We start from the raw sequence: 20,665 nt of genomic DNA, 5'->3' as shown, positions 1-20,665 counted from the left end.
TGACCGTCGTGAGCACCCCGCTGCTTCGTGCCCTGCGACGTCCGGCCTACCCTGCAGTTATGGCCCTCGGTGACGCGCCGCTGCCCGCCGCGTTCCGGCGGGCGCGGGAGAGCCTGCTCGCCGCCCGGCCCCGGCCCGAGATCGAGCTGGAGGACATCCCGGCCCCGCAGCGGCTCGCCCCGTACTCCGCCGCGATCGGCGCCACGGTATACCGTCGCGACCCCCGCGGCCGGGGCGACGAGGAACTGGCGGTGGGGCGGCTGATCCTGCTGTTCGACCCCGACGGCCGGCACGGCTGGGGTGGCCGGTTCCGCCTGGTCGCGTACGCCCGGGCGGAGATGGAGCCGGAGATCACCAACGACCCGCTGCTCGGCCCGGTGGCCTGGAGCTGGCTCACCGAGTCCCTCGACGCGCACGGGGCGCGGTACCTCGCGGCCGGGGGCACGGTGACCCGGGCGGTGTCGGAGGGGTTCGGCGACAAGGACGGCGAACCGGTCACGACGGAACTGGAACTGCGGGCGTCCTGGTCCCCTCAGCAGGAGGATCTGTCCGCGCATGTTGCCGCGTGGTGCGACATGTTGTGTCTTGCGGCCGGGATTCCCCCACTACCATCCGAAGTGGCGGCACTTCCCCCAAGGCCTCCGCGTAGGGAAGATCGGGAGTCCCATAGATCGTGATCGAAGAGAGCGACAGCGACGTCGTCCCGCTGCTGGAGCCGCGCGACGGCATTCCGCCGGTGGTGAACGACGCCGAGGGCCTCGCCGCGGCGATCGAGGCGCTGGCGGCGGGCACCGGACCGGTCGCCGTGGACGCCGAACGCGCCTCCGGCTACCGCTACAGCGGCCGCGCCTACCTGGTCCAGCTCCGCCGGGCGGGTTCCGGGACGGTGCTGATCGACCCCACCGGCCTGCCCAGCGGGTTGGGGGAGCTGGCCGAGGCGCTCGGCGACGCGGAGATCGTGCTGCACGCCGCCACCCAGGACCTGCCGTGCCTCTCCGAGCTCGACTTCCGGCCGCGCGTGCTGTTCGACACCGAGCTCGCCGGCCGGCTGCTCGGCTACGAGCGGGTCGGCCTCGGCACGATGGTGGAGACCGTGCTGGGCTACCGGCTGGAGAAGGGGCACTCGGCGGCCGACTGGTCCACCCGGCCGCTGCCGATCGAGTGGCTGCGGTACGCCGCGCTCGACGTGGAGCTGCTCGTCGAGCTGCGCGACGCGCTGCACGACGAGCTCGCCGAGGCGGGCAAGCTGGAGTGGGCGCGCGAGGAGTTCGCCGCGATCCTCGCCGCTCCCCCGCCGCAGCCGCGCTCCGACCCGTGGCGCCGCACCTCCGGCATCCACCGGGTGCGCACGCTGCGCGGGCTCGCCGTGGTGCGCGAGCTGTGGCTGCTGCGCGACCGCATCGCCCGGGAGGCCGACCTCGCCCCCGGCCGGGTGCTGCCGGACGCGGCGATCATCACCGCGGCGCTGGAGATGCCCCGCACCACCAAGGCGCTCACCGAGATCAGCGCGTTCACCGGGCGGGCCGCGCGCCGCCACCTGCGCGAGTGGCTCGGCGCGATCACCCGGGCCCGGATGATGACCGAGTCGCAGCTCCCCCAGCCGAGCGCGCCCGGGGACGGGCCGCCGCCCGCGAACCGGTGGGCCGACCGCGACCCCGCCGCCGCGGCCCGGCTCGCCGCCGCCCGCGCCACGCTCACCGAGCTCGCCGAGAAGCACCGGCTGCCGACCGAGAACCTGCTCCAGCCCGACACGGTGCGCCGCCTCACCTGGGATCCCCCCGAGGACATCTCCCCCGACGGCATCGCGGCCCGGCTGCGCCGGCTCGGCGCCCGGGAGTGGCAGATCGCGCTCACCACCGAGCCGCTGTCGGCGGCCCTCACCCGCCTGCGCGCCAAGGCGTGACGTCCGGCCGCGGCCGGACGCGCGAGCCGTACCGCCGCGGGTCACCGCCCCCGCCCCGGACGGGCGAGGACGGGTAAAGGTTTCGTTTTGGCGTGCCCTGATTCCGGTCGTGCACGGCCGGGCGAGGCCGATCGACTCTCCCGGCTCCGCCATCGGCGTGCCAGGCGACGGCGTGCCGTGCCCCATCGGCGCGGGTTCCCGGCGCACGATGTGCCGGCCCGCACAACCGATCAGGAGGCACACGATGAAGGCGATCACCATGGTGGCGCTGGGCGCCGCGCTCCTGCTCGCCGCGGCCCCCGGCGCCACGGCGGACTCGACCCCCAAGAGCGAGATGACCCTCACCGTGACGAGGCCGGACGGCTCGAACCCGCAGTCGGTGACGCTCACCTGCGACCCGGACGGCGGCACCCACCCCAGCCCCCGGGAGGCCTGCGACCTGCTGCGCTCGGTCGACGGCGAGATCGGCCTGCTTCGCCGGTCGCCGGGGACCGCCTGCACGCGGGAGTACGCGCCGCGGCTGGCGTCGGCGCGCGGCGTCTGGCGCAGAACGAAGCAGTTCGCGGTCACGCGCACCTACAGCAACCGGTGCGAGATGCTCGCGACGACCGGGGTCCTGTTCGAGTTCGCGCGGTAGGTACGGCGGGGCGGCGACACCATCCGGCCGTGGCCGGGACCGGGCCGCCCCACCCCACGCCCGGCCGGCGCTCCCGATCCCCTAGGCTCCTGGTGACGACCAGGACGTAGCGGACGACGGGGGTCAGGCATGCGGGAGCTGCTGCTCGGCGTCAGTCTCGGCCTCGGCGCCGGGCTGAGCCCCGGGCCGCTGCTCAGCCTGGTCATCAGCGCCAGCCTGCGCGGCGGCTTTCTCGCCGGGCTGCGCATCGCCTGCGTGCCGTTCCTGTCCGACCTGCCGGTGGTGCTGCTCACCACGACCGTGATCGGGGCGTTGCCGGAGACGCTCGTCGCCGCGCTCTCGGTGGTGGGCGGCCTGTACGTGATTTTCCTGGGGATCACCACGATCCGGGACGCCCGCCGCGCCGATACCCCGGCCGCGGGCGGGCGGCCGCCGGGCGGGGCGCGGGAGGTGTTGCACGGCGTCGCGGTGAACCTGCTCAACCCGCACGCCTGGCTGTTCTGGATCGCGGTCGGGGCGCCCGCGTTCACCGCCGCCTGGGGCCGCGCCCCGGCGCTCGCGGTCGCGTTCGTGTGCGCCTTCTACCTCGTCCTGGTGGGCTCCAAGGCGGCCCTCGCCTGCCTCATCGGCGTGGGACGGCACCGGCTGGGCCCTCGCGCCTACCGGCTGCTGCTCGGCGGCAGCGGGCTGCTGCTCGTCGCCGCCGGGGCCGCGCTCGCCGTACCCGGGATCTTCGGGCCGGCGGGCCTGCTGCGGCTCACGGCCTGACCGGCGGCTCGGGCGCGGACCCGGCGGGCTCGGCGGCGGGCCCGTTCTCCGATCGGGCCACCCGGCTGCGGCGCGAGCCGTACAGCCAGTAGAGCACCACGCCGATCGCCATCCACACGGCGAACCGCAGCCAGGTGTCGACCGGCAGGTTGAGCATGAGGTAGACGCAGGAGAGCACCGAGAGCAGCGGCAGCACCGGCACCCACGGCACCCGGAAGGTCCGCCGCAGGTCGGGACGGGTGCGCCGCAGGATGATCACCCCGGCCGAGACCACCACGAACGCGAAGAGCGTGCCGATGTTCACCAGCTCGGCGAGGGCGCCGAGCGGGATCAGCCCGGCGAGCACCGCGGTGGTCAGGCCGATCACGAGCGTCACCCGGTACGGCGTGCGGAACCGGGGATGCACCTCGGCGAGGGCGGGCGGCAGCAGGTTGTCCCGGCTCATCGCGAAGAACACCCGGCTCTGCCCGAGCATGAGGATGAGGATCACCGTGGTGAGCCCGGCGATCACGCCGATGCTGATCAACGAGGCGATCCACGGCATGCCGACCGCGCGGAACGCGTCGGCGAGCGGGGCGGCCTCGCTGAGCTCGTGGTACGGCTGCATGCCGACGAGCACGAGGGAGACCAGGACGTACAGCAGCGTGCACAGCCCGAGCGAGCCGATGATGCCGATCGGCAGGTCCCGGGCCGGGTTGCGGGTCTCCTCGGCGGCGGTGGCGACCACGTCGAAGCCGATGTAGGCGAAGAACACGATCGCCGCGGCGGAGAAGACGCCGAACACCCCGAAGGCGACCGGGGTGACCCCGAACAGCACCTGGATCAGCGGGACCGAGACGCCCTCCACCTGCGGGGTGTGCACCGGCGGCGGGATGAACGGGCGGTAGTTCGCCGGGTCGATGAAGGCCACGCCCGCCACGAGCACGAGCAGGATCACCGCCAGCTTGATGATCACCATGATCAGGTTGACCCGGGCGGAGATGCGGATGCCCGCCACGAGCACGGCGGTGAGCAGCAGCACGACGAGCACCGCGGGCACGTTGACCACGCCGCCCTCCCCCGCGATCGCGGGTGGCAGGTCGATCCCGATCGTATGGAGCAGGCTCACCGCGTACCCCGACCAGCCGACCGCGACCACGGCCGCGGCGAGGGAGAGCTCGAGCATGAGGTCCCAGCCGATCACCCAGGCCGGGAACTCGCCGAGCGTGGCGTAGGCGAAGGTGTACGCGGACCCGGCGACCGGCAGCGTGGAGGCGAACTCGGCGTAGCAGAGCGCGGCGAGCCCGCACGCCACGGCCGCGATGATGAAGGCGAGCGCGACCGCCGGCCCGGCGTTCTCCCGCGCCACCCGGCCGGTGAGCACGAACAGGCCGGTGCCGATGATCACGCCGACGCCGAAGATGGTGAGGTCGAGCGCGCCCAGGCTGCGGCGCAGCCGATGCCGGGGATCCTCCGTGTCCCTGATGGACTGTTCAATGGACTTGGTACGGAAAAGGTCCATCTGGGCACCCCCGGCTGCCGTCGTTTCCACCTGCCACTTCTTTGGGTACCCGATCCGTCACCGAACGTGACATCCGTTGCGGTCCCGCGACGGCCACGCGCCCGCCACGGCGATCACGAGGTACGGCCCGGGTGCGGGTGTGCACTGCCCCGGCCGCCCGCCCTCATGCCGCCCGCCGCGAACCGGGATTCCTACGCGGTACGGCACGGCCTGGCCCGCCGCGGGTTCGTGGCGGCCGAGCCGCGTGGCGGCCCTCGGGAAGCGGTGCCGCGCTCACGGGCCGGATGCGCCACCTCCGGGGCGACCGTGGGCGCCGCACAGAGCCACAGGGCGGGACCCCGCACGCCAAGTGCCCCAAGGAGCAGGCCGGGGTCCACACGGCCCGGCGGCGGGAGTCCTGTGCGGCGTCACGCCGACGGCCGTGCCCGAAGGCCTCACGCGAGCATGGCGAGGTCACCACAGGTCGGCCATGTCCGCGGGGGTATGACCGGGCGGGCGCGACACCCGATCGCGCAGACCATGGGGTCAGTCGCCCGGCCGGGCGTCGGCCTGCCAGGAGCCGAGGAACAGGCCGGAGTCCGGGAGACCGGGCGGCAGCTCGTCGTCCAGCAGTGCCCGGGCGAGCCGCAGCGCGCCCTCGACGGCGGTGCCGCGGGGTGGGGACAGGTCCACGCCGGAGGCGGCCAGGTGGCGGGTGAACGCCTCCCCGAGCCGGGGGACGGAGCGGATGAGGCTGCCCGCGTACGAGACCACGCGGGGCGCGTCCGGCGGCAGGGCGGCGAGGGCGGTCTCCGCGAGCAGGGTGCCCGCGCGGTCGAGGATCGCGGTGGCCTCCGGGTCGCCCTCGGCCGCGGCGGCGGCCACGTCGGGGACGAAGCGGGCGAGCAGCGACGCCCGGTCGGGCCGGGTGTAGAGCTCGTTCACCAGGTCGGCGGGCGTGCCGAAGCGGCGGTTCAGGGCGGCCAGCAGGGGCGCCGAGCCGCCGGGGCGGCCGTCGTGGTGGCGCAGCGCGGCCGCGAGCCCGGCCCGGCCGATCCAGGCGCCGCCGCCCTCGTCGCCGAGCAGGTGCCCCCAGCCGTCCACCTTGCGCCAGGCGCCCCGGGCGTCGGTGCCGACGGCGACCGCGCCCGTGCCCGCCGCGACCACCGCTCCCCCGGTGAGGCCGAGCGCGCCGACGTACGAGATGAGCGCGTCGGAGACGAACAGCACGGCGCGGGCGCCCGCCGCCCGGCCGAGCAGCGCGGGCAGGGTCTCGCGCGGCGCGCCGCCGAGGCCGGACACCCCGGTGCTGCCCAGCGCGACGGCCGCCACCCGGGGCACGTGCGCGGCGGCGAGCAGCTCGCCGACGAGCTCGGTGAGGAGGTCGGCGGCCCCGCCGCCGGTGTCCCGGCCACGCAGGCCGCGGTCCCGCTCGGCCCGGGCCACGACCGCGCCGCCCGCGTCGGCGATCAGCCCGCGGGCGCCGGTGCCGCCCACGTCGAGGCCGATGACGTACCCCTGCCCGGTGCCTCCGGCCGAGGTTCCCGCGCCCATGACGCCGTCCGTGCTTACCGGCCCGGGGCGGTCACCCGCGGCGCCGCTCCGCCGCCGCGGCGCGGCCGGCGAGCGCCTCGGTGATGCTGCGGGCGAGGTCCGGCCCGGTGAGCCCGGCGCGGGTGAGGATGCTCGACCGCTTGGCGTGCTCGAGGAAGCGCTGCGGGATGCCGTAGGTGCGCACCGGGACGTCCACGTCGTTGTCCCGCAGCAGCCGCGCCACCGCGTCGCCGACGGCGCCCACGCGGCCGTTGTCCTCCACCACCGCGACGAGCCGGTGCGCGCCCGCGGCGAGCACGAGCGCCTCGTCGAGCGGCTTGACCCAGCGCGGGTCGACCACGGTGGCGGACAGGCCCTGGGCCTCCAGCAGCCGCGCGGCCTCCAGGCACGGCTCGGCCATCGGCCCGACCGCGACGATGAGCACGTCGGCGGCGTCCCCGGCGCGCAGCACGTCCATGCCGCCGAGCTTGCCGACCGCGTCCACGTCCTCCGGCAGCGCGCCCTTGGGGAAGCGGATCACGGTGGGGCCGTCGGCGACGTCGAGCGCCTCGCCGAGCAGCTCGCGCAGCCGCTCGCCGTCCCGCGGCACCGCGATCGACAGGTGCGGGACCACCTGCAGGATGGACAGGTCCCACATGCCGTTGTGGCTGGGGCCGTCGTCGCCGGTGACCCCGGCCCGGTCGAGCACCACGGTGACCGGCAGCCGGTGCAGCGCCACGTCCATGAGGAGCTGGTCGAAGGCGCGGTTGAGGAAGGTCGAGTAGACCGCGACCACCGGGCGCAGGCCGCCGAGCGCGAGCCCGGCCGCCGAGGTGAGCGCGTGCTGCTCGGCGATGCCCACGTCGAAGATGCGGTCGGGGTACTCCTCGGCGAACGGGGCGAGGCCCGTCGGGTGGAGCATCGCGGCGGTGATCGCCACGAGGTCCTCGCGCTCCTTGCCGAGCCGTACCATCTCCTCGCTGAACACGTTGGTCCAGCCGTGCGCGCGGGGCCGCTCCTCGCCGGTGGCGATGTCGAACGGCGCCGGCGAGTGGAAGCAGTCCTCGTCGTGGTTCTCCGCCGGGGCGTAGCCCATGCCCTTGCGGGTGATCGCGTGCACGATCACCGGGCCGCGGAAGTCCCGGGCGGTGCGCAGCGCCGACTCCATCGCCGCCACGTCGTGCCCGTTGATCGGCCCGAGGTACTTCAGCCCGAGGTCCTCGAAGAGCACCTGCGGGGCGAGGATGTCCTTCAGGCCCTTCTTCACCCCGTGCAGCGTCTCGTAGAGCGGGGTGCCGACGACGGGCACGCGGCCGAGGTTCTCCTTGATGAACCCGAGCGCGTTCTCGTAGTTCCGGCTGGCGCGCAGCGCGGCCAGGTGCTTGGCGAGGCCGCCGATCGTCGGCGCGTACGACCGCCCGTTGTCGTTGACCACGATGACGATCGGCAGGTCCTTGCGCATGGCGATGTTGTTGATCGCCTCCCAGGCCATGCCGCCGGTGAGCGCGCCGTCGCCGATCACCGCGACCACGGTGCGGTCGGTCTCGCCGCGCAGCATCATCGCCTTCGCCATGCCGTCGGCGTACGACAGCGCGGTGGACGCGTGCGAGTTCTCGATGAAGTCGTGCTCGGACTCGGCCTGGCTCGGGTACCCGGACAGGCCGCCCTCCTGGCGGAGGGTGTCGAACCGGCCGGCCCGGCCGGTGAGCATCTTGTGCACGTAGGCCTGGTGACCGGTGTCCCAGAGGATCGGGTCACGTGGCGAGTCGAACACCCGATGTAGGGCGATCGTCAGCTCGACCACGCCGAGGTTGGGGCCGAGGTGACCGCCGCCCCGGGCGACCGACGAGACCAGCAGGTCGCGGATCTCCGCCGCCAGCGCGGCAAGACCGTCGTTGTCCAGCCGCTTGACGTCCTGCGGACCGTTGATGGTGTCCAGCACGCCCACCGAGCCATCGCCTCCGCTCACAGTCGAAACAGTGGGGAGTCTAATTGGCCCGGCGGTGGGACCTTCATCGGAATGTGCACATCGGTGCCATACCGATGCGTACGACGGAAGCCGTACGGGTCCCGATCTCATGTTAGTTGGAGTTGACCCGGGCGAGTGCCTCCAGCGGGTCGGCGAGCACCCCGGCGAAGGCGAGCTCGGCGGCGCCGGTGAGGGTGGCGTCGTCGCCGAGCGCCGAGGTACGCAGCCGCAGGCCCTCCCGCGACCCGGAGAGGGCGGCGGTGGCGATGCGGCTGCGCACCTGCGCGGCCGAGCCGAGGAAGATGTCGCGGAGCATGCCCCCGAAGATCACCATCTCGGGGTTGAAGATGTTGACGAGGTTCGCCACCCCGATGCCGAGCCAGTCGCCGACCCGCTGCAGCGCCCGCTGGGCGACCACGTCGCCGCGGTCCGCGGCCTCCACCACGTCGCGGATCGCGTCCCGGCCGACCCGGCCGCCCCCGGCACGGCCGGCCGCCTCGAGCACGGTGCGCTCGCCCACCTCGGCCTCCAGGCAGCCCCGGGAGCCGCAGCCGCACAGCCGCCCTCCCGGGTTCACCACCATGTGGCCGACCTCGCCGCCGTACCCGGCGTGGCCGCTCAGCAGCTGGCCGCCGACGATGACGCCGCCCCCGATGCCCACGTCGCCGTGCAGGTAGATCAGGTCGTTGCAGCCGACGCCGACGCCGCGGGTGTGCTCGGCGAGGGCGCCGAGGTTGGCGTCGTTGCCGACCGCCACCGGCAGGCCGATGTCGAGGCGGCGGGCGAGCTCCTCGCCGAACGGCACGTCGTACGCGCCGAGGTTGGGGCCGTACTTGACCACGCCGTCCGCGGCGCGCACCCCGCCCGCGATCGCCGCGGCCGCGCCCACGCACACCGCGTCGCGCGCGGTGTCGCGCAGCATCTGGTGGGCGAACCCGGCGAGCTGTGCGGTGAGCGCCTCCAGGTCGAACGGGCCGCGCTCGCGCGGCGCGTCCCGCCGGTCGAGGATCACCCCGCCGAGGCCGACCCGGGCCGCCACCACCCGGTCCACACCGACGTCGAAGGCGAGCACGTAGACGCGCGCGGACTCGGGCCGGACCACCAGGGACGGCCGCCCGGCCCGCCCGGTCTCCTTCGGCAACTCCTCGCGCACCAGCCCCGCCGCGGTGAGATCGGCGGTGAGCGCCATGATCGTGCTGCGGTTGACGCCCATCCGGCTGGTGAGCTCGGCCCGCGAGGTCGGGCCGCCGAGGTGGACGTGGCGCAGGAGTACGCCGAGGTTGTGGCGCCGGATCTCCTCCTGGGAGGGTCCCGCACGCATCATCGGTGCTGCCCCTGGTGTGTTGGTCCTGTTCTCCCGGTCGGGGATCACCTTAGACCAGAGGCTGCGGCCCGCTTCCGGGAGATGGCGTCCACGCCCGCGGCGAGCAGCAGCACCACACCGGTGACCACGAACTTCACGCCGGCGCTGTAGCCCATCAGGCCCATGCCGTTGTCGATCACCGCGATCACCGCGCCGCCGAGCACCGCGTCGATCACCCGGCCCTTGCCGCCGAACAGGCTCGTGCCGCCGATCACGGCCGCGCCCACCGCGTACAGCAGCACGTTGCTGCCGCCGGTGTTGGGGTCGACCGAGGCGCCCCGGGAGGCCGCCACGATGCCGCCGACCGCCGCCATCGTCGAGCAGATCACGAAGCACGCGATCTTGATGCGGTCGACGTTGATACCGGCCCGGCGGGCCGCCTCGGCGTTGCCGCCGACCGCGTAGATGTGCCGGCCGAAGGCGGTGCGCCGCAGCACGAACGTCCACAGGATCAGCAGCAGCACGATGAGCGGCACCACGACCGGCACGCCCTTGAGCGAGACGATCAGGGCGTTGCGGCTGCGCTCGAGGTTGAGCACGTAGACGGCGACACCGGCGATCACCGCGAGCACGCCCACCCGGAACGCGATCAGCGACATCGGGTCGGCGGGCAGGCCGTGCGCCACGCGCCGCCGCGCCCGCAGGAGCTGGACCGCGGCGAAGCCGGCGACGCCCACCGCGAACAGGGTCCAGCCCACCGTGGGCGGCAGGTTCCGGTTGGCGATGGCGAGGATGACCTCGTCCCGGATGCTGATGTTGGTGCCGCCGCGGACGAGCAGCAGCACCACGCCCTGGAAGGCGAGGAACGCCGCCAGTGTCACGACGAACGACGGGATGCCCACCTTGGCGACGAGCGTGCCGAGCAGCAGGCCGATCACCATGCCGGTGGCGAGCGCCGCGGCCACGGCGACGTACCAGGGCAGGCCGTGCACGGTGAGGGTGACCGCGAGCACCGCGGCGCAGACCCCGCTGGCGAACCCGGCGGACAGGTCGATCTCGCCGAGCAGCAGCACGAACACGAGGCCCATCGCGATCACGGTGATCTGGGCGCCCTGGGTGAACAGGTTCGCGATGTTGATCGGCGTGAGGAACGCCGGCCGCAGGATGGTGAACACGGTGCACAGCACGATGAGGCCGAGCACGGCGGGCAGCGCGCCCATCTCGCCGCCGCGCACCCGTTCCAGGTAGCCGCGCACCCCCTGGCCCAGGGTCGGTGTCTGCGTGGTGGTGCGCTCCGGGGCCACTGTCGTGCTCATGGCGCCTCCTTGCCTTCCGCGCCCCCGTTGCCGTTGGTGAGCCCGAGGTCACCGCTGCGCCCGGCGGTGATCAGCTCGACCACCTGGGCGTGGGTGACGTCGGACGCCTTGACCTGCGCCGCCATGCGGCCCAGGTAGAGCGCCGCGATCCGGTCGGACACGGCGAACACGTCGTTCATGTTGTGGCTGATCAGCACGACCGCGAGGCCCTGGTCGGCGAGCCGCCGTACCAGCTCGAGGACCTGGGCGGTCTGGGCGACGCCGAGCGCCGCGGTCGGCTCGTCGAGGATGACGACCTTGCTGTTCCACAGCACGGCCTTGGCGATCGCGACGGTCTGCCGCTGGCCGCCGGAGAGGCTGGAGACCGGCTGGCGGATCGACTTGACGGTACGGACCGACAGGCCCTTGAGGGTCTCGGCCGCCATCCGCTCCATCGTGTCCTCGTCGAGGACGATGCCGTTCTTCCGCTCCCGGCCGAGGAACATGTTCTGAACGATGTCCAGGTTGTCGCAGAGCGCGAGGTCCTGGTACACGATCTCGATGCCGAGCGCGGCGGCGTCCCGCGGGGAGTGCACGTTCACCGGCTTGCCCTCGAACAGGTACTCGCCGCTGTCGATGGGGTGGATGCCGCCGATGCACTTGACCAGCGTGGACTTTCCGGCGCCGTTGTCGCCGACGAGCGCGGTCACCTCCCCGGCGTAGGCGGAGAAGGACACGTCGTGCAGCACGTGCACGGGGCCGAAGCTCTTGTTGACTCCGCGCAGTTCGAGGATGGGCTGCTCTGATGGTCCGGACCCTGGGGCACCGCGCCCGGCCGGCGTGACGCCGAGGTCCGTGGACGTCGTCTCGGACACTGCACTCCCTCTGTGCTCGCACGCCGCCGGACGGCGGCGTAGGGCTCGCTCGTTCCCGCGACCGGGGCGTGCCGCCGTCCCGCGCGGGGACGGCGGCACGCCGTCAGGTCACTCGATGCCGGCTTCCTTGCACTTGGCGGCGAACTCCTCGGTGCACAGCTCCTCCTTGGAGACGAAGCCGTCCGCCACCACGTCCTTCACGTTGTCGAAGAAGATCGCCTGCGGCTCCTCGAGCACCGCGGGCACGTCCCGGTTGCCCTCCGGGTCGCGCACCGTCTGGTTCACGGCCGGCTTCTCGCCCTTGGCGAGCGCGATGGCGAGCCGGGCGGCCGCGTCGGCCTCCTTCTTGATCGCCTTGTAGACGGTCATGCACTGGTCGCCGGCGAGGATGTTCTGCAGGCCCTGCACGGTGGCGTCCTGGCCGGTGACCGGGACCTTGCCGTTGAGGTTCTGCTTCTTGAGGATGGTGATCACGGCGTTGCCGAGGCCGTCGTTCGCGGCGAGCACGCCGCCGATCTTCGGCTGCTGGGTGAGCATCTGCTCGAAGATCGTGGCGGCCTGGGCGTTGTCCCAGTCGGGCACCCACTGGTCGGGGCCCTCGACGTACTCGCCGGAGTCGAACTTCGGCTTGAGCACGCCGTCGTAGCCCTCCTTGAACAGCGTCGCGTTGTTGTCGGTCGGCGAGCCGTTCAGCCGGGCGATGATCGGCTTGTCCGCCTTCATGTCGGTCAGGCACTTGACCAGACCCTCGCCCTGGAGCTGGCCGACCTTGGTGTTGTCGAAGCTCACGTAGTACTCGGCGCTGCCGCCGAGGGTGAGCCGGTCGTAGTCGATCGTGGCGACACCCTGCGACTTCGCCTTGTCCAGGACCGCCTTACCGGTACCGCTGTCCAGGTTGACGATCATCAGCACGGTCGCGCCGTTGGTGATCATCTGGTCGGCGATCGTCTGGAACTGGTTCTTGTCGCCCTGGGCGTTCTGGATGTCGAACTCCACGCCCGCCGCCTGGAACGCCTCCGAGAGGTACTTGCGGTCCGCGGTCTCCCACCGGGCCGAGGACTTGCTGTCGGGGAGGATGACGCCGATCTTGCCCGGCTTGGCCGACGCGTCGCCGCCACCGCCCTGCGCGGTGGTGGTCCCGGAGTCGGAGCCGCAGGCGGTGAGGCCGAGGGACAGCGCCGCCACTCCGGCGGCCAGAGTGAAGATCCTCTTACGCATGGGAGCACGGATCCTTTCTGCCGAGGGCCGCGCCCGTGGGCGTGGCTGGAGTCTGGTCAGGTGTCGGGGCCGGCCGTCCGGACGGCCGTACGGCGAGCACCGGGTCGCGGGGCTTCACCGTCGCGATGAATGTTGTTTGCGGCAACGTAAACCGACTGCGGCCGTTACGCCAGACCCTGAGGCGGGTTAATTTGTTGTCTGAGATAACAATCCAGAAACGCCGCCGTTACCTGGCCGTTCACCCCCATCGCCCGGAAGATCGACAGGGCCGCGGAGAGGGCCGCCACGACCAGCACGGCGACCCGGGTGCGGTCGCGGTCGAGGTACCGGCGCAGCGGTCCGGCCGCCGCGTACCCGGCGAGCGTGAACGGCACGAGCAGCAGCCCGGCGAGCACCGCCCGCGGCGGCACTCCCCGCCGGCCGCGAGCGCGCCGAGCGACAGGACCGCGCCCACGACGAAGTACATGGCGAGCGTGGCCCGGATCCGCGGGCCCGTTGCGTGCCGGTGGACGAGCGCGATCGGCGGCCCGCCGATCGAGGTCGCCGTCCCGGTCACCCCGGAGACCGCGCCCGCCACCGCGAGGGTGCGCGGCGTGCGCGGCACGGTCACCGTCCGGGCGGTGAGCACGACGGCGACGAGCACCATCACCCCGACGATCACCGCGAGCGCCTGCGGGGAGGCCGCCTTCACCACCCACACGCCCACGACCGCCCCGGGCACCCGCCCGAGCAGCGCCCGGCCGACCCCGCGCCAGTCCACGTGCCGCCACTCGGCGGCGAGCGAGCACAGCGGCAGCACGAGCGCCACCACCTGCACCGCGCCGGGCATCACCGAGGGGTCGAGCAGCATCACCACGGGCGCGGCCACCAGCGCCGGCCCGAACCCGGCCGCTCCCTGCACCACCGCCCCGGCGAACACCGCCACCCCGGCGAGGAGCAGCAGGACCGGCCAGGAGGCGGATACGGGCCCGACGGCACCGGCGGGAAGCTCGATCATGGGGCCGCACGCCAGCCCGCACGTCGGCCGCGGGGCATCCCAATCACGTGCCGGCCGGGACCGGTCTCACCCGGTCGCCGTCGACCTCCTCGTAGCCTCGGGAGAATGTCCGGGGCTTCGAAGAGCACAACGATCCGCGTCGGCGTCGGCTACGCGACGGAATCGCTCGACTCGCGCACGAGACGGGTGAACCGATGACGACGATCATCGAACGCGCCATCACCGACTACGAGCACAAGCGGTTCGTAGCGGAGTTCCATGCCGCTGTTCGGCGGACGATGGCGGACCCGGCAGCCGGAGAGGAGTATCGGGCCGAGGCCGCGATCCTGGACCCCGCCGGCGACGGCCTCGAACTCGAGGATTTTTCCGAACCAATCCCCCAAGCTCCCCGGAAGGGCCGCGACGCGAATGGCACGGGGGTGACATCTGGCTCGCAGACTACGGCGAACCGGTAGGGCGGGAGCAAGGATTCGTCCGCCCTTGCGTCGTTCTCAGCGGAGCGGCGCGCAATGACGTTCCCATCGGCCTCGTGATGGCGCGCGCCCATCACCGGAACAAATAGCGGCCGGCCAACGCATATCGAGATTTCCGACGAGACGTCCGGCCTGGTCAAGCCGGGCCGGGCGATGGCCGAGCAGTTCCGCGCGATCTTCGTCAGGCGGCTTGCGCACAGGCTTGGATGTGTCGGCGACATGACTATGGAACGGCTCCGGACCGCTCTTTTCCATCTGCTCCAAGCCTGAAGAAGGGCGGCCTGCCCGGCAAGGTGACGACTTGCCGGGCAGACCACCGTCAGACGTGTCCGGAAATCCCGCTCAGTTCTTGTTCAGCAGGTTGCGGAGCACGTACTGCATGATGCCGCCGTGGCGGTAGTAGTCCGCCTCGCCCGGCGTGTCGATACGGACCACGGCCTGGAACTCGGTGGTGCGGCCGTCGGGCGCGGTGGCGCGGACGGTGACCGTCGACGGGGTGGTGCCGGAGTTGAGCTCCTCGATGCCGAGGATGTCGAAGGTCTCCTCACCGGTGAGCCCGAGCGACGCGGCCGACTCGCCCTCCGGGAACTGCAGCGGCAGCACGCCCATCCCGATGAGGTTCGAGCGGTGGATGCGCTCGAACGACTGGGCGATCACCGCCCGCACGCCGAGCAGCGCCGTACCCTTCGCCGCCCAGTCACGCGAGGAGCCGGAGCCGTACTCCTTGCCCGCGAGCACCACGAGCGGCACCCCGGCGGCCTGGTAGTTGACCGAGGCCTCGTAGATCGTGGTGACCGGGCCGCCCTCCTGGGTGAAGTCGCGGGTGTAGCCGCCCTCGGTGCCGGGGGCGAGCTGGTTGCGCAGCCGGATGTTGGCGAACGTGCCGCGGATCATCACCTCGTGGTTGCCGCGGCGCGAGCCGTACGAGTTGAAGTCCTTGACCTCGACCCCCTGCTCACGCAGGTACTTGCCGGCCGGCGAGTCGGGCTTGATCGCGCCCGCGGGCGAGATGTGGTCGGTGGTGACCGAGTCGCCGAGCAGCGCGAGCACCCGGGCGCCGGTGATGTCGCGCACCGGCTCCGGCTTCTCCGGCATGCCGTCGAAGTACGGCGCCTTGCGCACGTAGGTGGAGTTCGGGTCCCACTCGAACGTGCTGCCGGTCGGCACCGGGAGCGACCGCCAGTTCTCGTCGCCCTTGAAGACGTCGGCGTACCGCTCCTTGAACATGTCCTGGCCGATCGAGGTGTTCACCACCTCGGCGACCTCCGCCGGCGACGGCCAGATGTCGCGCAGGAACACCGGCTTGCCGTCCGAGCCGGTGCCGATCGGCTCGGTCTCGAAGTCGATGTCCATCGTGCCGGCGAGCGCGTACGCGACCACGAGCGGCGGCGACGCGAGGTAGTTCATCTTCACGTCCGGGTTGATCCGGCCCTCGAAGTTGCGGTTGCCGGAGAGCACCGCGGTCACCGCGAGGTCGTTGGCCTGGATCGCCTCGGAGATCTGCTGCGGCAGCGGACCGGAGTTGCCGATGCAGGTGGTGCAGCCGTAGCCGACCAGGTTGAAGCCGAGCTTCTCCAGGTACGGCATGAGCCCGGAGCGCTCGAAGTACCCGGTGACCACCTGCGAGCCGGGGGCGAGCGAGGTCTTCACCCACGGCTTGCGGGTCAGGCCCTTGTCCACCGCGTTCCGGGCGAGCAGCGCCGCGCCCAGCATCACGTACGGGTTGGAGGTGTTGGTGCAGGAGGTGATCGCGGCGATCACCACCGCGCCGTGGTCGAGCTCGAAGGAGGTGCCGTCGTCGAGGGTGACCGGGACCGGCTTGCTCGGCCGGAAGCCGTCGGCGTCGGCGTTCGAGGCCGGCGGGTCGGAGGCCGGGAAGCTCTCCTTGGACGCCTCGTCCACGTCGGCGTCGGAGACGTAGTTCTTCACGTCACGCCGCCAGGTGCGCTTTGCCGCGGACAGCGCGATGCGGTCCTGCGGGCGCTTCGGCCCGGCGATCGACGGCACCACGGTGGACAGGTCGAGCTCGATGTACTCGGAGAAGACCGGCTCGTTGGCCGGGTCGTGCCACAGGCCCTGCTCCTTGGCGTACGCCTCGACGAGCGCGATCTGCTCCTCGGAGCGGCCGGTGAGCCGCAGGTAGTTGATGGTCTCGGCGTCGATCGGGAAGATCGCGCAGGTGGAGCCGAACTCGGGGCTCATGTTGCCGATCGTGGCCCGGTTCGCGAGCGGCACCGAGGTGACGCCCTCGCCGAAGAACTCCACGAACTTGCCGACCACGCCGTGCTCGCGCAGCATCTGGGTGACGGTGAGCACGAGGTCGGTCGCGGTGGCGCCGGCGGGCAGCTCACCGGTGAGCTTGAAGCCGACCACCCGCGGGATGAGCATGGAGATCGGCTGGCCGAGCATCGCGGCCTCGGCCTCGATGCCGCCGACGCCCCAGCCGAGCACGCCGAGGCCGTTCTCCATGGTGGTGTGCGAGTCGGTGCCCACGCAGGTGTCGGGGTACGCCTTGCCGTCGCGGGTCATCACCACGCGGGCCAGGTGCTCGATGTTCACCTGGTGCACGATGCCGGTGCCCGGCGGCACCACCTTGAACTCGCTGAAGGCGCTCTGGCCCCAGCGCAGGAACTGGTAGCGCTCCCGGTTGCGCTCGTACTCGCGCTCGACGTTGCGCCGGAACGCGTCCGGGGAGCCGAAGTAGTCGACGATCACCGAGTGGTCGATGACGAGCTCGGCGGGCGCGAGCGGGTTGACCCGGTTCGGGTCGCCGCCGAGGTCGCGCACGGCCTCGCGCATGGTGGCGAGGTCGACCACACACGGCACCCCGGTGAAGTCCTGCATGATCACCCGCGCCGGGGTGAACTGGATCTCCACGCTCGGCGTCGCGCCCGGATCCCAGCCGGCGAGGGCGCGGATGTGGTCGGCGGTGACGTTCGCCCCGTCCTCGGTCCGGAGCAGGTTCTCCAGCAGGATCTTGAGACTGTACGGGAGGCGCGCCGAACCCTCGACGGCGTCCAGCCGATAGATCTCATATGACGCGTCGCCGACGCGTAGCGTGTCGCGGCTGCCGAAGCTGTTGGCGGACACGAAGATTCGCCTCCCTCGTTCCTTTCTTGTGGCCCTGACGATTCGTGGGGGCCCCACGCTCATCGCAAATCCTGCCGCACCGCGAAGCGGCCCCGTCGGTGAGGGTGCCCCCAGCCGCCCGCGCTACCCCTGCGCGGCAAGTGTCTCGATATCAAGATATCGGCGGCTATATCTCGATATCAAGTTACCCGATCGTAACATCGGGCATGAGCCGCAGATAGAGCAGGACCACGATGCCCACCGACAGGGCCGGGGCGAGGAACCGCTGCTCGAACCACTTGCCGGTCTTGAACCCGATCTTGTACGGCAGCAGCCACCGTGCCTTGATCGGCCAGAGCACCGGGCAGCCGCGCTCGGTGAGGCAGTCCCCGACCACGTGCGCCAGGCTGCCGATCGCCACGGCGAGGCCGAGCCAGCCGTACCCGACACCGAACGAATGGAAGATCACCACCAGCGCGGTGGTGAGCAGCACGTTCAGCATCGCCGAGGTGAGGGTCCGGCCGGGCACGCCCACGGCGAGCGCGCGCAGCGCGAGACCGATCATGAGCACCACGACCACGTCGCGGGCGACGGTGTGCCACTGGGCGAGCAGGTGCGTGCCCACGCCCGCGGCCGCGCAGAACAGCAGCGAGTGGGTGGCCTGCCGGTGCCCGCCCGCGATCCCGTTGACGGCCCTGCTCAGCACCCAGGTGACCGGGCCGAAGGTCTGGGCGATCGTCGACTTGGGATGGTCGAGGTCGGGCAGCATCGCCGCGCCGGCGCAGACCAGCGCGCCCGCGAGCAGTTCCGCCGGGACGGTCGCGTGCTCCGCCACCGGGACGAGCGCGGCGAGCCCGGGTGCCGCCGCGAGCCAGACGAGCGCGCCGCTCAGCGCGTGCGAGTGCCCCATCATCCGCACATCACCACTTTCAAGATCACCCTGGGTGACTGTACGGCATGGCGGACGATGGCGACACCCGGTCGACCGAGCCGGTGGGATGCCGCCGGGGTCGGGCCTGGACGGCGGCGATGCGACGTGCGACGGTACTGAGAGACGGTACGGAAAACCGCCACATAACAAGACGGACAGGACCGCTCCGCTCCAAGAGCACCCCCCAGCCCTCTCAGAGCAGGACGATCCCGTCCGTCTTCGACCTTTATAACGGCAGGGTCTCGTTAGATGTTCCCCATGTTCGCGTAATCCTTTTGTGATCTGAATCACGTCCCACGGGCCGTTGCTGCGAGCATATCGACGATATATCGTCGAAGCATCGAGAGTGATCTGTGCTAGATCTGAACGCTGGATCGAGAGGGAGTTCGCGATGGCACACGCCTTCGCCACGGGCGCCTTCTGCGGCCCGTGGCACGGTCCCTGGCACGGACCGGGACACCGTCTCCGGCACAAGCTCCGCCGCCACCTGGCCGAGGCGCTCGCCGAGGCGTGCGGCGGTTTCCACCACGGTGAGAGGAAGGAACGCATGCACCGGCATCACGGCCCGCGCGGCTTCGACTGGGGGTTCTGGGCCGGCCCCTGGGCGCGGGGCTTCCCGTTCGGCGGCGGGCGCCCCGGGTGGAGCCGCGGGCGTAAGGCGAAGCGCGGCGACGTACGCGCCGCGATCCTCGCGCTGCTCGCCGAGGAGCCGCGCAACGGCTACCAGATCATCCAGGAGATCGCCGAGCGCAGCCAGGGCGGCTGGAAGCCGAGCCCGGGCGCGGTCTACCCGGCGCTGCAGCAGCTCACCGACGAGGGCCTGGTGCGCGCGGAGGAGACCGACGGGCGCCGCATCTTCCACCTCACCGAGGCCGGCCGCGCGTACGTCGCCGAGCACGCCGACGAGCTGCGCGCCCCGTGGGAGGAGATGACCCCGCAGGTGGACGACTCCGCCTGGGAGATCCTCGACCTCGGGCGGCAGACCGCCGCGGCGCTCTTCCAGGTCCTGCAGACCGGCAGCGACGCGCAGATCCGCCAGGCGCGGCAGACGCTGGTGGAGACCCGGCGCAGGCTCTACCAGATCCTCGCCGAGGGCGACCCCGACGAGGAGTGAGGCCGATGGACGCGCCCCACACCGGCCGGTACGGCACGGCCTCCCCCGCGCCCGACGGGCTGCGCGTCGGCGACGCCGAGCGCGACGAGGTGGCGGCCGCGCTGCGCGAGCACTACGCGCAGGGCCGCCTCGACCGGGACGAGTTCGACGAGCGGCTCGAGCGGGCCCTCACCGCCCGCACCCACGCGGACCTGCGGGCGCTCCTCGCCGACCTGCCGGGCTCGTCCGCGGCGCGGCCCGGCGCCGACCCGGCGACCGCCGAGCCGCGGCCGGAGCCCTGGGCCCCGTACGGCGCGTGGGACGACGCCCGGCGGGCCTGGCAGGACGCCTACGCGCGGGCCTGGGAGCCGGCCCGGCACCCGGCGTGCCGGCATGGGGCCCGCCACGCGCCCTGGGGACCGCCGTGGGCGCACCGCCCGCACCGGCACCGGCACCACGTGCCCTTCCCCCTCGCCCTGTTCGCCGGGCTCGGCGTCGTCTCGCTCGTCGCCGGTACGGCCTGGCCGCTGATCGCCGCGCTGAAGATCTGGGTGATCTTCATGATCGTGGCCGGCGTGGCCGCCATCGTCCACCATCGGCACCACCACCGCCACCGGTAACGGCCCCGGCCGGGCCTCGGCACCCGGCCGCCTCCTGCCCGGTGCCCGGACGGCCGGCGCGTACGGGCCGGGCGCGCACATCCCCGGCTTCCCACCCCTCACCGCGCCGGCGGCGGCCGTACCCCCGCCCGCCCACCACCGGCGCCGCCATCGGCAGCGGCGGCGCCACGTGGCCGGGGCGGCGGCGCCACGGCTCACCCGGGGGCCGGGCGGACGCACACTCGGGGCCGCCCTCGCGCCGGGCCGTACCGACCGCGGGATCATCGGATGCGGATCCGCGTGCGGCGGCAGGTGGGGCACTCCTGCATGTGCACCCGGCCGATGACCTCGATGTCCCGCCACTCGTGGCGCAGGTGCACCAGCCGGCCGCCCCGGCCGAAGAGCCCTCTCAACATCCGCCGCACGCGCCCACGCGCCATCCCGGGTTCCCGCTACTCTCCGCCTGCCCGGGCTCGGGCGCCGACCGGCCCGCGTGGCCGTCCGGTCTCCGCTCGGAACCGC

Annotated in this window: 20 protein-coding genes; 9 read left to right on the top strand and 11 right to left on the bottom strand. The window is 72.7% G+C overall.

What is annotated here, in order from left to right:
• The first annotated feature begins 59 nt into the window (after positions 1-59).
• The 4 genes from FHX40_RS06850 (at position 60) to FHX40_RS06835 (ending at position 3,308) form a co-directional block, all read left to right on the top strand.
• The gene (locus tag FHX40_RS06850; protein ID WP_142258826.1) at positions 60-677 is read left to right on the top strand and encodes a DUF3000 domain-containing protein; all 618 of its coding nucleotides are present in this window, start codon (positions 60-62) and stop codon (positions 675-677) included.
• Complete coding sequence (locus FHX40_RS06845) at positions 674-1,903, top strand: HRDC domain-containing protein (protein WP_229788648.1); 1,230 nt, start codon at positions 674-676, stop codon at positions 1,901-1,903. Before FHX40_RS06850 ends, FHX40_RS06845 begins: the two co-directional genes overlap by 4 nt.
• Before the next feature lie 244 nt (positions 1,904-2,147).
• Positions 2,148-2,540, top strand: a complete 393-nt coding sequence (locus tag FHX40_RS06840) for an SSI family serine proteinase inhibitor (protein ID WP_170198744.1) — start codon at positions 2,148-2,150, stop codon at positions 2,538-2,540.
• A 129-nt stretch (positions 2,541-2,669) separates the two neighbouring features.
• Positions 2,670-3,308: a LysE family translocator gene (locus FHX40_RS06835; RefSeq protein ID WP_142258824.1), complete on the top strand. Its 639-nt coding sequence runs from the start codon at positions 2,670-2,672 to the stop codon at positions 3,306-3,308.
• Here FHX40_RS06835 and FHX40_RS06830 read toward each other — a convergent pair.
• The 8 genes from FHX40_RS06830 to FHX40_RS06795 form a co-directional block, all read right to left on the bottom strand.
• Positions 3,298-4,809, bottom strand: coding sequence for an amino acid permease (locus tag FHX40_RS06830; protein WP_142258823.1), 1,512 nt, complete (start codon positions 4,807-4,809; stop codon positions 3,298-3,300). The genes FHX40_RS06835 and FHX40_RS06830 overlap by 11 nt on opposite strands.
• A 525-nt stretch (positions 4,810-5,334) precedes the next feature.
• Positions 5,335-6,342 carry an N-acetylglucosamine kinase gene (locus FHX40_RS06825; RefSeq protein WP_142258822.1) on the bottom strand — a complete coding sequence of 336 codons (1,008 nt, stop codon included), beginning with the start codon at positions 6,340-6,342 and terminating at the stop codon, positions 5,335-5,337.
• Between the two features lie 31 nt (positions 6,343-6,373).
• Positions 6,374-8,269, bottom strand: a complete 1,896-nt coding sequence (gene dxs / locus FHX40_RS06820) for a 1-deoxy-D-xylulose-5-phosphate synthase (RefSeq protein WP_142261595.1) — start codon at positions 8,267-8,269, stop codon at positions 6,374-6,376.
• Positions 8,270-8,402: 133 nt separating this feature from the next.
• Positions 8,403-9,611, bottom strand: coding sequence for an ROK family transcriptional regulator (locus FHX40_RS06815; RefSeq protein WP_142261594.1), 1,209 nt, complete (start codon positions 9,609-9,611; stop codon positions 8,403-8,405).
• A 47-nt stretch (positions 9,612-9,658) separates the two neighbouring features.
• Positions 9,659-10,909, bottom strand: coding sequence for a sugar ABC transporter permease (locus FHX40_RS06810; protein WP_142258821.1), 1,251 nt, complete (start codon positions 10,907-10,909; stop codon positions 9,659-9,661).
• A complete protein-coding gene (locus tag FHX40_RS06805; protein WP_211350396.1) occupies positions 10,906-11,673 on the bottom strand; it encodes an ATP-binding cassette domain-containing protein in 768 nt (255 codons plus the stop codon). The genes FHX40_RS06810 and FHX40_RS06805 overlap by 4 nt, the downstream gene beginning before the upstream one ends.
• Before the next feature lie 198 nt (positions 11,674-11,871).
• Positions 11,872-12,981, bottom strand: a complete 1,110-nt coding sequence (locus FHX40_RS06800) for a sugar ABC transporter substrate-binding protein (RefSeq protein WP_142258820.1) — start codon at positions 12,979-12,981, stop codon at positions 11,872-11,874.
• 238 nt (positions 12,982-13,219) lie between these two features.
• Positions 13,220-13,978: a sulfite exporter TauE/SafE family protein gene (locus tag FHX40_RS06795; protein ID WP_229788646.1), complete on the bottom strand. Its 759-nt coding sequence runs from the start codon at positions 13,976-13,978 to the stop codon at positions 13,220-13,222.
• Between the two features lie 194 nt (positions 13,979-14,172).
• Here FHX40_RS06795 and FHX40_RS06790 point away from each other — a divergent pair, with 194 nt between their 5' ends.
• The 3 genes from FHX40_RS06790 to FHX40_RS26225 are packed head-to-tail and all read left to right on the top strand — an operon-like array spanning position 14,173 to position 14,721.
• The gene (locus FHX40_RS06790) at positions 14,173-14,433 is read left to right on the top strand and encodes a hypothetical protein (protein WP_142258819.1); all 261 of its coding nucleotides are present in this window, start codon (positions 14,173-14,175) and stop codon (positions 14,431-14,433) included.
• Positions 14,403-14,540 (top strand): type II toxin-antitoxin system PemK/MazF family toxin, encoded by a 138-nt coding sequence (locus tag FHX40_RS26230; protein ID WP_142261592.1) that lies wholly within the window; start codon positions 14,403-14,405, stop codon positions 14,538-14,540. Before FHX40_RS06790 ends, FHX40_RS26230 begins: the two co-directional genes overlap by 31 nt.
• Positions 14,524-14,721, top strand: a complete 198-nt coding sequence (locus FHX40_RS26225; RefSeq protein ID WP_142261591.1) for a type II toxin-antitoxin system PemK/MazF family toxin — start codon at positions 14,524-14,526, stop codon at positions 14,719-14,721. The genes FHX40_RS26230 and FHX40_RS26225 overlap by 17 nt, the downstream gene beginning before the upstream one ends.
• Before the next feature lie 72 nt (positions 14,722-14,793).
• Here FHX40_RS26225 and acnA read toward each other — a convergent pair whose 3' ends face one another.
• Together acnA and FHX40_RS06770 are read right to left on the bottom strand one after the other, a co-directional pair.
• Complete coding sequence (gene acnA / locus FHX40_RS06775) at positions 14,794-17,541, bottom strand: aconitate hydratase AcnA (protein ID WP_142258818.1); 2,748 nt, start codon at positions 17,539-17,541, stop codon at positions 14,794-14,796.
• A gap of 184 nt (positions 17,542-17,725) precedes the next feature.
• Positions 17,726-18,430 (bottom strand): metal-dependent hydrolase, encoded by a 705-nt coding sequence (locus FHX40_RS06770; protein ID WP_244941585.1) that lies wholly within the window; start codon positions 18,428-18,430, stop codon positions 17,726-17,728.
• A gap of 412 nt (positions 18,431-18,842) precedes the next feature.
• On the opposite strand from FHX40_RS06770, the gene FHX40_RS06765 reads away from it, so the two are divergent.
• A complete protein-coding gene (locus tag FHX40_RS06765; RefSeq protein ID WP_142258816.1) occupies positions 18,843-19,565 on the top strand; it encodes a PadR family transcriptional regulator in 723 nt (240 codons plus the stop codon).
• A 5-nt stretch (positions 19,566-19,570) separates the two neighbouring features.
• Positions 19,571-20,164, top strand: coding sequence for a DUF1707 SHOCT-like domain-containing protein (locus FHX40_RS06760; protein ID WP_142258815.1), 594 nt, complete (start codon positions 19,571-19,573; stop codon positions 20,162-20,164).
• A 260-nt stretch (positions 20,165-20,424) separates the two neighbouring features.
• Here the strand turns inward: FHX40_RS06760 and FHX40_RS26030 are convergent, their stop codons facing one another.
• Positions 20,425-20,559 carry a hypothetical protein gene (locus FHX40_RS26030; protein WP_280525102.1) on the bottom strand — a complete coding sequence of 45 codons (135 nt, stop codon included), beginning with the start codon at positions 20,557-20,559 and terminating at the stop codon, positions 20,425-20,427.
• Between the last annotated feature and the right edge of the window lie 106 nt (positions 20,560-20,665).

Origin of the sequence: Thermopolyspora flexuosa, from assembly GCF_006716785.1 — a bacterium.
GTDB classification, from domain to species: Bacteria; Actinomycetota; Actinomycetes; order Streptosporangiales; family Streptosporangiaceae; genus Thermopolyspora; species Thermopolyspora flexuosa.
Note: the sequence above shows the minus strand (reverse complement) of the source record. Positions and strands in the feature narration are given on the sequence as shown.

Bases quoted from the DNA above. Each gene is read 5' to 3' on its own strand.
- FHX40_RS06850 (WP_142258826.1), top strand. From the start codon at position 60: ATGGCCCTCGGTGACGCGCCGCTGCCCGCCGCGTTCCGGCGGGCGCGG.
- FHX40_RS06765 (WP_142258816.1), top strand. From the start codon at position 18,843: ATGGCACACGCCTTCGCCACGGGCGCCTTCTGCGGCCCGTGGCACGGT.
- FHX40_RS06825 (WP_142258822.1), bottom strand. From the start codon at position 6,342: ATGGGCGCGGGAACCTCGGCCGGAGGCACCGGGCAGGGGTACGTCATC.
- FHX40_RS06835 (WP_142258824.1), top strand. From the start codon at position 2,670: ATGCGGGAGCTGCTGCTCGGCGTCAGTCTCGGCCTCGGCGCCGGGCTG.
- FHX40_RS06840 (WP_170198744.1), top strand. From the start codon at position 2,148: ATGAAGGCGATCACCATGGTGGCGCTGGGCGCCGCGCTCCTGCTCGCC.
- FHX40_RS06815 (WP_142261594.1), bottom strand. From the start codon at position 9,611: ATGCGTGCGGGACCCTCCCAGGAGGAGATCCGGCGCCACAACCTCGGC.
- FHX40_RS06830 (WP_142258823.1), bottom strand. From the start codon at position 4,809: ATGGACCTTTTCCGTACCAAGTCCATTGAACAGTCCATCAGGGACACG.
- FHX40_RS06760 (WP_142258815.1), top strand. From the start codon at position 19,571: ATGGACGCGCCCCACACCGGCCGGTACGGCACGGCCTCCCCCGCGCCC.
- FHX40_RS06810 (WP_142258821.1), bottom strand. From the start codon at position 10,909: ATGAGCACGACAGTGGCCCCGGAGCGCACCACCACGCAGACACCGACC.
- FHX40_RS06770 (WP_244941585.1), bottom strand. From the start codon at position 18,430: ATGGGGCACTCGCACGCGCTGAGCGGCGCGCTCGTCTGGCTCGCGGCG.
- FHX40_RS26030 (WP_280525102.1), bottom strand. From the start codon at position 20,559: ATGTTGAGAGGGCTCTTCGGCCGGGGCGGCCGGCTGGTGCACCTGCGC.
- FHX40_RS06790 (WP_142258819.1), top strand. From the start codon at position 14,173: ATGACGACGATCATCGAACGCGCCATCACCGACTACGAGCACAAGCGG.
- FHX40_RS06795 (WP_229788646.1), bottom strand. From the start codon at position 13,978: ATGATCGAGCTTCCCGCCGGTGCCGTCGGGCCCGTATCCGCCTCCTGG.
- FHX40_RS06800 (WP_142258820.1), bottom strand. From the start codon at position 12,981: ATGCGTAAGAGGATCTTCACTCTGGCCGCCGGAGTGGCGGCGCTGTCC.